The organism is Pseudomonas sp. P8_229 (assembly GCF_034008635.1).
Classification (GTDB): Bacteria; Pseudomonadota; Gammaproteobacteria; order Pseudomonadales; family Pseudomonadaceae; genus Aquipseudomonas.
On the sequence record NZ_CP125378.1, the window covers coordinates 2708358 to 2722129 of the forward strand.

Consider the following 13772-nt stretch of genomic DNA (forward strand, 5'->3'; position numbering starts at 1 on the left):
TCGCCATGGACGCTTTTAACTACCGTGGCGGGGAGCTGTTCGCGGAAGGTGTGGCGCTGTCCGCCATCGCCGACCGTTTCGGCACGCCCACCTATGTCTACTCGCGCGCGCACATCGAAGCTCAGTATCTGGCCTACGCCGATGCCTTGGCCGGCATGCCTCACCTGGTCTGCTATGCGGTCAAGGCCAACTCCAACCTCGGCGTGCTGAATGTCCTGGCCCGTCTCGGCGCCGGTTTCGACATCGTGTCCCGTGGCGAGCTGGAACGTGTGCTGGCCGCTGGCGGCGGCGCCGACAAGATCGTGTTCTCCGGCGTCGGCAAGACCCGTGACGACATGCGTCGCGCGCTGGAAGTCGGCGTGCACTGCTTCAACGTCGAATCCACCGACGAGCTGGAGCGCCTGCAAGTGGTCGCCGCCGAGCTGGGCGTTCGTGCGCCGATCTCGCTGCGCGTGAACCCGGACGTCGACGCCGGCACCCATCCGTACATTTCCACCGGTCTCAAAGAGAACAAGTTCGGCATCGCCATTGCCGACGCCGAAGACGTGTACGTGCGTGCCGCGCACCTGCCGAACCTGGAAGTGATCGGCGTCGACTGCCACATCGGCTCGCAACTGACCACCCTGCCGCCGTTCCTCGATGCCCTCGACCGCCTGCTGGATCTGGTCGACCGCCTCGGCGATTGCGGCATCCACCTGCGCCACATCGATCTCGGTGGTGGCCTGGGCGTGCGTTATCGCGATGAAGAGCCGCCACTGGCCGGCGACTACGTCAAGGCTGTGCGCGAGCGTCTGAACGGGCGTGATCTGGCGCTGGTGTTCGAACCGGGCCGCTTCATCGTCGCCAACGCCGGTGTGCTGCTGACTCAGGTCGAGTACCTCAAGCACACCGAACACAAGGATTTCGCCATCGTCGACGCGGCGATGAACGACCTGATCCGTCCGGCGCTCTATCAGGCCTGGATGGATGTCACCGCAGTCAAACCGCGCGACACCGCAGCGCGCCCGTACGACGTGGTTGGCCCGATCTGCGAAACCGGTGATTTCCTGGCCAAGGACCGTGAACTGGCTCTGGAAGAAGGCGATCTGTTGGCCGTGCATTCGGCCGGTGCCTACGGTTTCGTCATGAGTTCCAACTACAACACTCGTGGCCGTGCCGCTGAAGTGTTGGTAGACGGTGATCAGGTATTTGAAGTGCGCCGCCGCGAAACCGTGGCCGAGCTGTTTGCCGGCGAAAGCCTGCTGCCGGAGTAACCCATGCTGCTGCGTTTTACTAAAATGCACGGCTTGGGCAATGACTTCATGGTTCTCGACCTGGTCAGCCAGCACGCGCATATTCAGCCCAAGCACGCCAAGCAATGGGGCGACCGGCACACCGGTATCGGTTTCGACCAGTTGCTGATCGTCGAAGCGCCAAGCAACCCGGACGTGGATTTTCGTTATCGGATCTTCAATTCCGATGGCTCGGAAGTCGAGCAGTGCGGCAACGGTGCGCGCTGCTTCGCACGCTTTGTGCTCGACAAGCGCCTGACCGCCAAACGGCAGATCCGCGTCGAGACCAAGGGCGGCATCATCGAGCTGGACGTGCGTAACGACGGCCAGATCGGCGTCAATATGGGCGCCCCGCGCCTGGTGCCGGCGGACATTCCGTTCGAAGCACCAGCGCAGGCTTCCAGCTACCAGCTGGAAGTCGACGGCACCACGGTCGAACTGGCCGCCGTGTCGATGGGCAACCCACACGCCGTGCTGCGCGTGCAGGACATCAACAACGCACCGGTACATGAACTGGGGCCGAAAATCGAACACCATCCGCGCTTCCCGGCGCGGGTCAATGTCGGTTTCATCCAGGTCATCGACCGTAACCGCGCGCAACTGCGCGTGTGGGAGCGCGGCGCCGGGGAAACCCAGGCCTGCGGCACCGGCGCCTGCGCCGCGGCTGTCGCGGCAATCAGCCAGGGGTGGATGGATTCGCCGCTGTTGATCGACCTGCCCGGCGGGCGTCTGTCCATTGAATGGGCAGGCCCTGGCCAACCGGTGCTGATGACCGGTCCGGCAGTGCGTGTATACGAAGGACAAGTGCGTCTTTGAGTGAGCAGAAACCATGACCGATAAGCCTCAGGTACCCGCCCGACAGTCCGACGAATCAGCGTCCGAGAGCCTGGAGGCGGCAGCGGTTGCCGCGTACCTGGAGGCTCATCCGGACTTCTTCGTCGAGCACGAAGAACTGCTGCCCGCCCTGCGCATTCCTCATCAACGCGGCGACACCGTGTCGCTGGTCGAACGACAGATGACTATCCTGCGCGACCGCAATATCGAGATGCGCCACCGCCTCTCGCAGTTGATGGACGTGGCCCGCGATAATGATCGCCTGTTCGACAAGACCCGCCGCCTGATCCTGGCGCTGATGGACGCCGCCAGCCTCGAAGACGTGGTGATCAGCGTCGAAGACAGCCTGCGCCAGGACTTCCAGGTGCCTTTTGTCAGCCTGATCCTGCTCGGCGACAACCCGGCACCGGTCGGCCGCTGGGTGACTCACGCCGACGCGCAAACCGCTATCGGCGGCTTGCTCACCGAAGGCAAAAGCGTCAGCGGCACGCTGCGTGAACATGAGCTGGACTTCCTGTTCGGCGAAGAGCAGCGCAAGCAGATCGGTTCCACCGCAGTGGTCGCCGTCAGCCATCAAGGCATCCACGGCATTCTGGCGATCGCCAGCCGCGATCCGCAGCACTACAAGAGTTCGGTCGGCACGCTGTTCCTCAGCTACATCGCCGAAGTCATGGGCCGCGTGCTGCCACGGGTCAACAGCTCCCTGCGCTCGGTACGCTGAGCATGGAACGACAACTGGACGCTTACTGCGAACACCTGCGCAGTGAGCGACAGGTGTCGCCGCACACCCTTTCGGCCTACCGCCGCGACCTCGATAAAGTCCTCGGCTGGTGCCTCAAACAGAACATCGACAGTTGGGCCGCGCTGGACATCCAGCGCCTGCGCAGCCTGATCGCCCGTCTGCATGCGCAGGGTCAGTCTTCGCGCAGCCTGGCCCGATTGCTCTCGGCGGTGCGCGGGCTCTATCACTACCTCAATCGCGAAGGCCTGTGCGACCACGACCCGGCCACTGGCCTGGCGCCGCCGAAAGGCGAACGTCGCCTGCCGAAAACCCTCGACACCGACCGTGCATTGCAACTGCTTGAAGGTGCGGTCGAGGACGACTTTCTGGCGCGGCGTGATCAGGCCATTCTGGAGCTGTTCTACTCCTCGGGCCTGCGTCTTTCCGAGCTGACCGGGCTCAACCTCGATCAGCTCGACCTTGCTGACGGCATGGTCCAGGTGCTCGGCAAGGGCAGCAAGACCCGACTGTTGCCGGTAGGCAAAAAGGCCCGCGAAGCGATCGAGCAATGGTTGCCGCTGCGCGCCATGACCAACCCGGCGGACGACGCCGTGTTCGTCAGCCAGCAAGGTCGGCGCCTCGGCCCGCGAGCGATTCAGGTGCGGGTGAAACTGGCCGGCGAACGCGAGCTTGGGCAAAACCTGCACCCGCACATGCTGCGGCATTCTTTCGCCAGCCACTTGCTGGAATCCTCGCAGGACCTGCGCGCGGTGCAGGAACTGCTCGGCCACTCGGACATCAAGACCACGCAGATCTACACCCACCTGGACTTCCAGCACCTGGCGGCGGTCTACGACAGCGCCCACCCACGGGCCAAACGCAGCAAAGGCGACGATTAATGAACATCCAGTTGATCACCTTCGACCTCGACGACACCCTGTGGGACACCGCCCCGGTGATCGTCAGCGCCGAAGCGATATTGCGCGAATGGCTGAGCGAACATGCGCCGAACCTGGGCGCGGTGCCGGTGGAGCATTTGTGGGCAATTCGCGAGCGGGTGCTGGCCAGTGAACCAGGCCTCAAGCACCGCATCAGCGCATTGCGTCGGCGGGTGCTGTTCCACGCATTGGAGGAGGCCGGGTACGCCCACCGCGAAGCCTCGGATCTGGCGGACAAGAGCTTTGAAGTGTTTCTGCATGCACGGCACCAGATCGAGGTGTTCCCCGAGGTCGAGCCGGTGCTGGAGATTCTCGCCAATCATTACTCGCTTGGCGTAGTCACCAATGGCAATGCCGATGTGCGTCGATTGGGCCTGGCGGATTACTTCAAGTTTGCGTTGTGCGCGGAAGATATCGGCATCGCCAAACCGGATGCGCGACTGTTTCATGAAGCCTTGCAGCGCGGTGGCGCCACGGCCGAAACCGCCGTGCATATCGGTGATCATCCGGGTGATGACATTGCCGGGGCGCAGCAGGCCGGGTTGCGGGCGATCTGGTTCAACCCGGCGGGTAAGGTCTGGGAAGCGGATCGTTTGCCGGATGCCGAAATCCGCAGCCTGAGCGATTTGCCGGCGGTGCTTGCGCGCTGGAATGCCACTTCCGCCTGACACAAAACCGCCTTTTTGTGGCGAGGGGATTTATCCCCGATGGGCTGCGAAGCGGCCCCAGATGCAGCAAACCCGAAAGTCCTGACACTCCACGCAATCTGACTTCACGGCTGCTGCGCAACCGATCGGGGATAAATCCCCTCGCCACAGTGACCGCAGCGGGTCGTGCATTTTCTAAAGGCATGAAAAAGCCCGCAGCGACGGCGGGCTTTTTCAGCAAGCAAGCGGCACGCCTCAGATAGGGCGGCTGCCGTACTTGTTGTCCGGCTTCTTCGGAGGATCGGCGACCACATTGGCCTCCACTTCCTGCACTTTTCCGCCGCGCGACAAGAACTCTTCCATGGCCTTGGCCAGGGCGTCGCGTTCCTTGTTCTTGGCTTCAATGCTCGGCAACTCGTCTACCGACACCGCAGCCTTGGCTTTGCCTTTGGCAGCCGGGGCCGGCGTATCGTCACCGCCATCGTCGTCAGCAACGTCTTCCGCTGCTGCTTCCAAGCCTTCCTCGGCCTCGTCTTCGTCGCCTACTTCGAGGTCGTCGTTTTCCAGATCATCGTCGCTCATGTTCTACCTCATGACTTGCGAAAAGCAGATTAGTTATAGACCAGCTTTGGCAACTGTCGAAAGTCGCCGTTAAAAAATCAGTAACCATTGGTGACCAACGGTTTACGCCCCTTCACCGTGCAAGGTGGCAAGGACTTTTCGAGCACCGCCATGATCACGATGCTCGCCCAGATAAACGCCTTGCCAGGTTCCCAGAGCCAGGCGACCCGCCGATACCGGCAAGCTGATCTGGCAGCCAAGCACGCTGGCCTTGAAGTGCGCCGGGAGGTCGTCCAGGCCTTCGTCGTTATGCTCATAGCCGTCTGTTCCTTGTGGGATCAGACGATTGAAAAATCGTTCGAAGTCGCGACGGACCGCCGGATCGGCGTTCTCGTTGATGGTCAACGACGCCGAGGTATGCTGCAGCCACAAATGCAACAGACCGACCCGGCACGCCCTGAGTTCAGGCAGGCCGGCGAGTAACTCGTCCGTTACCAGATGAAAGCCCCGGGGCCGTGCCCGCAGGGTTATCAGAGTCTGTTGCCACATACAGTTCTCCGCACGTTCGGGGCGCATTCTAGCGCGCTCAGGGAAAAAACAAAGACCCTAATATTCCCGCAATGATGTAAGCGATTGGCCGCAGAAAAACGCCCGTCGTAAACACGACCAAAGCCGTACGAAAAATCCTTTCAGCCTGTACTTCAATGACAAATCCCAGACAAAAAAATGCCCGGCAAGCCGGGCAAGTTTTTTAATGCGGGTACTTACAGGTTGTAGCCGCGTTCGTTGTGTTGTGCCAGGTCCAGACCCACTGCTTCTTCTTCCTCAGTGGCACGCAGGCCCATGACCACGTCCAGTACCTTAAGGATGATGAAGGTGACGATCGCGGTGTAGATCACCGTGAAGCCGACGCCTTTGCACTGAATCCACACTTGCGATGCGATATCGGTCACGGTGCCGAAGCCGCCCAGGGCCGGTGCGGCGAACACACCGGTGAGGATCGCGCCGAGGATACCGCCGATACCGTGCACGCCAAAGGCATCCAGGGAGTCGTCGTAACCGAGTTTGCGTTTGAGCGTAGTGGCGCAGAAGAAGCACACCACACCGGCCGCCAGGCCAATGATCAGCGAACCCATCGGGCCCACGGTACCGGCTGCCGGCGTAATTGCCACCAGACCTGCAACCACGCCCGAGGCGATGCCCAGTGCGCTAGGTTTGCCGTGGGTGATCCACTCGGCGAACATCCAGCCCAGTGCCGCGGCAGCGGTAGCGATCTGGGTGACCAGCATCGCCATGCCGGCGGTGCCGTTGGCCGCTGCGGCGGAACCTGCGTTGAAGCCGAACCAGCCGACCCACAGCATCGCCGCGCCCATCAGGGTATAACCGAGGTTGTGCGGAGCCATCGGGGTGGTCGGAAAGCCTTTGCGCTTGCCCAGTACCAGGCACGCCACCAGACCGGCGACACCAGCGTTGATGTGGACCACGGTGCCGCCCGCGAAATCGAGCACGCCCCAGTCACCCAGCAACGAACCCGGACCACTCCAGACCATGTGCGCAATCGGTGCATAGACCAGGGTGAACCAGACGCCCATGAACACCAGCATCGCGGAGAACTTCATGCGCTCGGCGAAGGCACCGACGATCAGCGCCGGGGTGATGATGGCGAAGGTCATTTGATAAGTGACGAACACCGCTTCAGGGAACAGCGCTGCCGGGCCGGTAATGCTGGCAGGCGTAACGCCCGCAAGGAAGGCCTTGGCAAAGCTGCCGACGAAGGAGTTCAGGTTGACGACGTTGGCTTCCATCCCGGTGGTGTCGAACGCCATGCTGTAGCCATAAAGGAACCACAGGATGGTGACCAGGCCAGTAATGGCAAAGCACTGCATCATCACCGAAAGAATGTTTTTCGACCGCACCATGCCGCCGTAGAACAGCGCGAGGCCCGGAATAGTCATGAACAGCACGAGGGCTGTGGAGGTCAGCATCCAGGCGGTATCGCCGGAATTGAGGACTGGAGGCGCCACCGGATCTGCCGCCATAGCCAGGCCGGGCATTACGATGGACAACAGGGCGCCTAGCCCTGCGAATTTACGCAGAGTCATATTGTTTTCTCCTGGGGCGTTGGGTTTGTGGCGGCGTTTAGATCGCGTCGGTATCGGTTTCGCCGGTACGGATGCGAATCGCCTGTTCCAGATTGACCACGAAGATCTTGCCGTCACCGATCTTGCCGGTGTTGGCAGCCTTGGTTATCGCCTCGATAACCCGATCCAGATCCTTGTCGTCGATGGCCACGTCGATTTTCACCTTGGGCAGAAAATCGACCACATACTCCGCCCCGCGATACAGCTCGGTGTGACCCTTCTGCCGGCCGAAGCCTTTGACTTCAGTAACGGTAATGCCCTGCACGCCGATTTCGGACAGCGACTCGCGCACGTCGTCCAACTTGAACGGCTTGATGATGGCAGTGACTAGCTTCATGAAACTCTCTCCCGAATTGGTGGACTTGCCCCAGGAAAACAAACCCGACTCAAGTCTAAGCGCAGTGCCTGGCTTTGTAACGCATCGTCGGCCTTAGCTGCCCGACTGACGCCAGCTAACCGCTGCTGACGAAACTCCCCGCTCCGCCTGCCGCACTGCATTCGTCACAGCGACTGCATCAGTGCATGGGTCACTACCGACTAAGCAGAAAGCTTGCCATCTCGCCAAATTCCTCTGATTTCAATCCTTTGGCCGCTGCCGCAGGCGCTTGCGCAAAAAAGCCCCGACGGTTACGCACAACAACGGTGCGTCGCCGTCCGTCCGCTTGCGCGAAAAGCGTGCACTCGTGCCTGCGTCAATGACTATAGACACTGCGTGATACACTGCCCGCCACTGTTTACAGGACACATTCCATGCTCGCGCCCAAAGACTTCCTCGACGCCCTGAGCGACACCGCCTCCCGCCTTTTCAGCGGCGACACCCCGCTGCCGAAAGCCGAAATCGAAAGCCAGTTGAAGATGCTGCTGCAAAGCGCCTTCAGCAAACTCGACCTGGTGAGCCGGGAAGAATTCGATAGCCAGATGGTTGTCCTGGCGCGTACTCGTGCTCGCCTTGAAAGCCTTGAAGCAAAGGTGGCGGAGCTTGAAGCGAAGCTGACGCCGGCGGCCGAGTAGGACTGCAAGTCCTGCGCAGAAATACCTTCATTTTGCTGGTAGAAATTAAACCGCTCCTGCCGAGGCAAGAGCGGCTTCCGTCAGATCAATCCTCTACTACGAATTACTCCAACGGTCTCGCAGAAACTCGTACAGGCGATAAGCCCATAACGCGATCCTGACGAGGCGCCACATATGTTTAAGAAACTTAGACATATTTTGGCCCTCCTTGCGTGGGGCCAAACCGCCGATGTACTTTCCGGCGTGCGAACATCTTCGGGACTACACGTGAGTGTGTCTGCTAAGGCGGCCGGGTGTGAGTTCCCCAAAAAAACACCGGCACGGGTCTCACACCGTGTCGAGGAACATGAAATCTTTACTCCCCCGACCACACTTTGCGAACGCTCCATGAGCGGGCATCGTCAAAACAGATGGTATTGCAGCCCCTCAGAGGCAATTTAAACAAGTTTTATCAGGCCATGACCTCGTATTCGGGCATGACTGCTTCAATCCATCCAGACCGGTACTGATGGGTGAAAGTTGACTCGGGTGCTTGCCTCAACGAGCAAACATACATAGTCTCAACGGACGTGAGTGTGTCCACTAAGGATGCGCAGGTCTTGGCCTCACCAAAGCCTGCAAACTAAAAACCGTCTCCTCGAGGCGGTTTTTTTTCGCCTCGAAATTGGTTGGCCACTACCCGCAACATCCAGTGAAAATTCGCCCCCGCCATTACCCCGCCAGATCACCCTTCCCCAACTACCCTTCAAAAACCGCAGGAAGCGGCTCCCGATTCAGCTCAAGGAACGACCATGTCCCTCTCCATCGTCCACAGTCGCGCCCAGATTGGCGTGGAAGCCCCCGCTGTCACCGTCGAAGTCCATCTGGCCAACGGCCTGCCGTCGCTGACCATGGTCGGCCTGCCCGAAGCCGCAGTGAAGGAGAGCAAGGATCGGGTGCGCAGCGCGATCATCAATTCCGGTCTGCAGTTTCCGGCGCGGCGGATCACCTTGAATCTGGCGCCGGCGGATTTGCCCAAGGATGGCGGGCGGTTTGATCTGGCGATCGCCCTTGGGATTCTGTCGGCGAGTGTGCAGGTGCCGTGCCTGACGCTGGATGATGTGGAATGCCTGGGTGAGTTGGCGTTATCCGGCGCGGTGCGCCCGGTGCGCGGGGTGTTGCCGGCGGCACTGGCGGCGCGCAAGGCCGGGCGGGCACTGGTGGTGCCGCGGGCGAATGCCGAGGAGGCGTGCCTGGCCTCGGGCTTGAAGGTGTTTGCGGTAGATCATCTGCTGGAGGCGGTGGCGCATTTCAACGGGCACACGCCGGTTGAACCTTACGTGTCGGACGGTTTGATCCATGCCGCCAGACCCTATCCCGACCTCAACGAAGTCCAGGGGCAAAAGGCCGCCAAGCGGGCGCTGCTGATTGCCGCAGCGGGCGCGCATAACCTGTTGTTCAGTGGGCCTCCGGGTACCGGCAAGACGTTGCTGGCCAGCCGACTACCGGGATTGCTCCCACCGTTGTCCGAGTGCGAGGCGCTGGAGGTGGCGGCGATTCAATCGGTCGCCAGTGGCGCGCCGCTGACGCATTGGCCACAACGTCCCTTTCGTCAGCCGCACCACTCGGCATCGGGGCCGGCACTGGTCGGCGGCAGCTCCAAACCGCAACCCGGCGAAATCACTCTCGCCCACCATGGCGTGCTGTTTCTCGATGAACTGCCTGAGTTTGATCGCAAGGTTCTGGAGGTTCTGCGCGAGCCTCTGGAATCCGGACAAATCGTGATCGCCCGAGCCAAGGATCGCGTGCGATTCCCGGCGCGTTTCCAGTTGGTGGCGGCGATGAACCCGTGCCCCTGTGGATATCTTGGCGAGCCCAGCGGCAAGTGCTCATGCACCCCAGACATGGTGCAGCGCTATCGCAACAAACTGTCGGGACCGTTGCTGGATCGGATCGACCTGCACCTGACGGTGGCGCGGGAAGCGACGGCACTGAATCCGGCAGTGCCGCCAGGAGAGGACAGCGCCAGTGCAGCAGCCGTGGTGGCCGAAGCGCGTGAGCGCCAACAAAAGCGTCAGGGTTGTGCCAATGCGTTTCTCGATCTGCCGGGGTTGAAGCGGCACTGCAAATTATCCACAGCCGACGAGACCTGGCTGGAGTCAGCCTGTGAACGGCTGACCCTGTCGCTGCGCTCGGCGCATCGACTTCTCAAGGTCGCCAGGACGTTGGCCGATCTGGGGCAGGAAAACGAGATCCGGCGCGAGCATCTGGCAGAGGCGTTGCAATATCGGCCGGCAACACAATGAAAATGACAGCGCCACTCGCAAATGGACTGCCCCGAAAAATAAACATCCTGGCGCTGCAGCGTGCCATCGACGCCGGTCGAGTAGCGATCGACGCCGTTGCCTATTCGGGAGAATGGGGAGAGGTCGACTCCAGCGAAGACCTCTCCGCGTACCAGTAGCCGGCACGCCGCATCAACGAAAGCGATCTACCTCTGAGCGCAGATCGGCGGCCAGCTTCTCCAGCTCTTTCGCGGTCACCGCAAGATTGGAAACCACTTCGCGCTGCTCACTGTTGGCCAGTGCAATACTTTGCAGGTTGCTGCTGAGCAACGTCGCGGTGCTGCTCTGCTCCTGCGTCGCCGTGGTAATCGCCGCAAACTGCTGCCCTGCCGAACGGCTTTGCTCATCAATGCGCGCCAGTGCCGAGGCGACATTGGCATTACGCGACAAGCCTTCCTGCATCAGCACATTGCCCTGCTCCATGGTGCTGATCGCGTTGCCGGTTTCCTGCTGGATGCTGTGAATCATTCCGGAGATTTCGTCAGTCGCCTGACGAGTGCGCGAAGCAAGGTTGCGCACCTCGTCAGCGACCACCGCAAAGCCACGGCCTTGCTCACCGGCACGCGCGGCTTCAATCGCAGCGTTGAGCGCCAGCAGGTTAGTCTGTTCGGCAATCGAGGTGATTACGCTGACAATGCCGCCGATTTCCTGGGAGCGCTGACCGAGGGTGTTGATCACGGTAGCGGTGGTGTTCAGTGCACCAGCGATTTGCTCCAGCGAGGACGAAGCTTCTTCCATCGAGGTGCGGCCGATCTGGGTCTGTTGGGCATTTTCCTGCGCCAGACGCTGGGTTGCGCCCATGTTGTCGGCAATGTTCAGCGAGGTCGCGCTGAACTCTTCCACCGCGCCGGCCATGCTGGTGATTTCGCCGGACTGCTGCTCCATGCCTTCGTACGCTCCGCCGGACAAACCGGACAGGGCCTGGGCGCGGCTGTTGACCTCTTCCGAGGAGCGGCGGATGTGCTCGACCATGGTCGACAGCGCCTGGCTCATCTGGTTGAACGCACGGGACAGTTGGCCGATTTCGTCATTGCTCGACACGTTCAGACGCACGCTCAGATCACCGGCGCCCAAAGCTTCAGCCTGACGGACCAGGTCGCTCAGTGGTGCCAGTTTGCTGCGCAGCAACCAGACTGCAGATCCGACCGCCAGCAACATCGCCAACAGACTGCCAATGGCCAGTTGCGTACCGACGCTCCAGGTCACCGCGCGGATCTCGGCTTTCGGCATGCTCGCCACCACCGACCACGGCCCACCCTCGAACGGCACGGCGATGCTGTAGAAGTCTTCGGAGGTGTCACTCCAGAACTCGCCTTTACCCGGCTTTGCAGCCAAACCTTTGATCACCGGCACCGCTTGACCCGGTGCCTGCACACCAGCCGGCGCGACCAGCCATTTGTTTTGCTCATCCAGCAATGCCAGCGAGCCGCTCTGACCGATGCGGAAACGCTTGAGGTTGTCGAACTGGGCGTTCTGCGCATCGGTGTAGTCGAAACCGACGAACAACACCGCAATCACCTTGCCGCTGCCATCGCGCACCGGGGTGTATTGGGTCATGTAGGAACGATCGAACAGCAAGGCGCGCCCGACATAGCCCTGCCCTGCCATCAACTTCGCATAGGCCGGGTGGGTGTGATCGAGCAAGGTGCCGATGGCGCGCGTGCCATCCTGTTTGGTCAGCGAGGTGCTGACCCGCACGAAGTCTTCGCCGCTGCGCACGAACAACGTGGCGACACCGGCGGTCATTTGCTTGAACTCGTCGACTTCCTTGAAGTTGTTGTTCAGTACTTCGCTGCCCAGGTGCAGGCCCGGGGTCTGGGTCCCGGCAACGGTCACCGGCTCGTCCGGGTGAATGCTCAGACCCGCGCTGAAGCGCTTCTCGAACAACCCGCTCAGGCGCTGCGTGCTTTCACGCAGCGTACCGTGGAAGGTGCTCAACTGGTCGGCCAGCAGCCGCGCTTCACTGGCGAGGTGTTCTTCACGGGTGGCGAGGTTGGCGGTATCCAGCGAACGCAGGGCGAACACCGTACTGCCACTGATGACAATCGCCAGTATCACAGCAAGCGCGAGGCCCAGCTGCGAGGCGATCCGGGCGCGAGGTTGAGACATGGACAGCTCCTGGCCGAGCCGCCGGATCCTCCTTGATCGCAGCACCTGCTCGGAAAATTCTAATAATGGGGGTGAAATCGTGGAGACCGGCACGACGGTCCCACATGCTCATTTTCGGCGGTAAAACCGAATACTTGAGTAAATAGCGGGGTTATGGCGCAAGGCCGGCATTGTGGCGGCTCGAACGTTTCAGCTCAACCGCTTGACCACCGGCAGCGCCATGGCGCGCACTTCGCCTTGCAGGAAGTCGCTGAGGCGGCGCAAACGTTCACCTCCCGGGCGGGTTTTCGGCCACACCAGGTAGTAATTCAGTCCGCTGGCGACGGCGGTCGGCCACGGCAGACTCAAGCGTCCTTGCGCCACATCCTCAGCCACCATCAGCAAATCGCCCATCGACACACCGTAACCGCGCGCCGCCGCGATCATCCCCAGTTCAAGGGTATCGAACACCTGCCCGCCCTTGAGCGAGACCTGCTCGGACAGCCCCATGTGCTCCAGCCAACTGCGCCAGTCGCGCCGATCCGGGGTCGGATGCAACAGCTCGGTGGACGCCAGTCGCGCCACATCCCAAGGCTGATCGTTCAGCAGGTTCGGCGCACCGACCGGAATCAGTTCTTCGGGAAACAGCAGGCTGGCCTCCCAGTCCGGCGGAAAATGCCCGTCGCTGAGCAGTACCGCGCAGTCGAAAGGCTCGTTGTTGAAATCCACCGAATCCACGTCCATCCACGCACTGGTCAATTGCACTTCGTTGCCCGGTTGCAGATGGCGAAAACGACTGAGCCGCGCCAGCAGCCAACGCATGGTCAGGGTCGACGGCGCTTTCATGCGCAGGATGTCGTCCTCGGCACGCAAGGTGTTGCAGGCACGCTCAAGCGCAGCAAAACCGTCGCGAATCCCCGGCAACAGCATCCGCGCCGATTCGGTGAGCTGCAGGTTACGTCCGCTGCGATGAAACAGCTTGCAGGCGAAATGTTCTTCAAGCGTACGAATGTGCCGACTCACCGCACTCTGGGTGATCGACAGCTCCTCGGCGGCGCGGGTGAACGAGCTGTGCCGCGCCGCCGCTTCGAATGCGCGCAGGGCATACAACGGAGGAAGACGACGGGACATGCAAAAAGCTCCTGTAGCGGGATACAGCCAACCTGGCTGGATCTTCTCATAATGAGTTTTAATCATGCCACCCATCCTTTTTATCCCTTTGTGCAAACGCTGCCA

The 13772-nt window shown here is 61.2% G+C and carries 13 protein-coding genes; 7 read left to right on the forward strand and 6 right to left on the reverse strand.

The annotated features are described in order from the left end of the window. The first annotated feature begins 5 nt into the window (after positions 1-5). From lysA to QMK55_RS12360, 5 genes are read left to right on the forward strand one after another with little or no spacing between them, the layout of a single operon-like run. Complete coding sequence (gene lysA, locus QMK55_RS12340; RefSeq protein ID WP_320329263.1) at positions 6-1253, forward strand: diaminopimelate decarboxylase; 1248 nt, start codon at positions 6-8, stop codon at positions 1251-1253. A gap of 3 nt (positions 1254-1256) precedes the next feature. Next, the gene (dapF, locus tag QMK55_RS12345) at positions 1257-2087 is read left to right on the forward strand and encodes a diaminopimelate epimerase (RefSeq protein WP_102354800.1); all 831 of its coding nucleotides are present in this window, start codon (positions 1257-1259) and stop codon (positions 2085-2087) included. A 13-nt stretch (positions 2088-2100) separates the two neighbouring features. Continuing rightward, complete coding sequence (locus tag QMK55_RS12350) at positions 2101-2826, forward strand: DUF484 family protein (RefSeq protein WP_102354799.1); 726 nt, start codon at positions 2101-2103, stop codon at positions 2824-2826. A 2-nt stretch (positions 2827-2828) separates the two neighbouring features. After that, positions 2829-3725 carry a tyrosine recombinase XerC gene (gene xerC / locus QMK55_RS12355; protein ID WP_102354798.1) on the forward strand — a complete coding sequence of 299 codons (897 nt, stop codon included), beginning with the start codon at positions 2829-2831 and terminating at the stop codon, positions 3723-3725. Next, positions 3725-4432, forward strand: coding sequence for an HAD-IA family hydrolase (locus QMK55_RS12360; RefSeq protein WP_320329264.1), 708 nt, complete (start codon positions 3725-3727; stop codon positions 4430-4432). The genes xerC and QMK55_RS12360 overlap by 1 nt, the downstream gene beginning before the upstream one ends. A gap of 234 nt (positions 4433-4666) precedes the next feature. On the opposite strand, the gene sutA is transcribed toward QMK55_RS12360, so the two are convergent. The 4 genes from sutA to glnK all read right to left on the reverse strand — a co-directional run bounded on the left by sutA (position 4667) and on the right by glnK (position 7450). Beyond that, complete coding sequence (gene sutA, locus QMK55_RS12365; protein ID WP_007920420.1) at positions 4667-4993, reverse strand: transcriptional regulator SutA; 327 nt, start codon at positions 4991-4993, stop codon at positions 4667-4669. Positions 4994-5095: 102 nt separating this feature from the next. Next, positions 5096-5521 carry a secondary thiamine-phosphate synthase enzyme YjbQ gene (locus QMK55_RS12370; protein ID WP_034152034.1) on the reverse strand — a complete coding sequence of 142 codons (426 nt, stop codon included), beginning with the start codon at positions 5519-5521 and terminating at the stop codon, positions 5096-5098. A gap of 215 nt (positions 5522-5736) precedes the next feature. Then, positions 5737-7074 (reverse strand): ammonium transporter, encoded by a 1338-nt coding sequence (locus QMK55_RS12375; RefSeq protein WP_102354795.1) that lies wholly within the window; start codon positions 7072-7074, stop codon positions 5737-5739. Positions 7075-7111: 37 nt separating this feature from the next. After that, a complete protein-coding gene (glnK, locus tag QMK55_RS12380) occupies positions 7112-7450 on the reverse strand; it encodes a P-II family nitrogen regulator (RefSeq protein WP_002555808.1) in 339 nt (112 codons plus the stop codon). A gap of 413 nt (positions 7451-7863) precedes the next feature. Between glnK and QMK55_RS12385 the strand changes: the two genes are divergently transcribed. Both QMK55_RS12385 and QMK55_RS12390 read left to right on the forward strand, forming a co-directional pair. Further along, on the forward strand, positions 7864-8124 hold the full coding sequence (locus tag QMK55_RS12385; RefSeq protein WP_320329265.1) for an accessory factor UbiK family protein: 261 nt from the start codon (positions 7864-7866) through the stop codon (positions 8122-8124). 791 nt (positions 8125-8915) lie between these two features. Beyond that, on the forward strand, positions 8916-10409 hold the full coding sequence (locus QMK55_RS12390) for a YifB family Mg chelatase-like AAA ATPase (RefSeq protein WP_320329266.1): 1494 nt from the start codon (positions 8916-8918) through the stop codon (positions 10407-10409). Between the two features lie 171 nt (positions 10410-10580). Here QMK55_RS12390 and QMK55_RS12395 read toward each other — a convergent pair whose 3' ends face one another. Next, positions 10581-12557, reverse strand: coding sequence for a methyl-accepting chemotaxis protein (locus QMK55_RS12395; protein WP_320329267.1), 1977 nt, complete (start codon positions 12555-12557; stop codon positions 10581-10583). Between the two features lie 189 nt (positions 12558-12746). Next, positions 12747-13667 (reverse strand): LysR substrate-binding domain-containing protein, encoded by a 921-nt coding sequence (locus QMK55_RS12400; protein WP_102354774.1) that lies wholly within the window; start codon positions 13665-13667, stop codon positions 12747-12749. Positions 13668-13772: the final 105 nt, after the last annotated feature.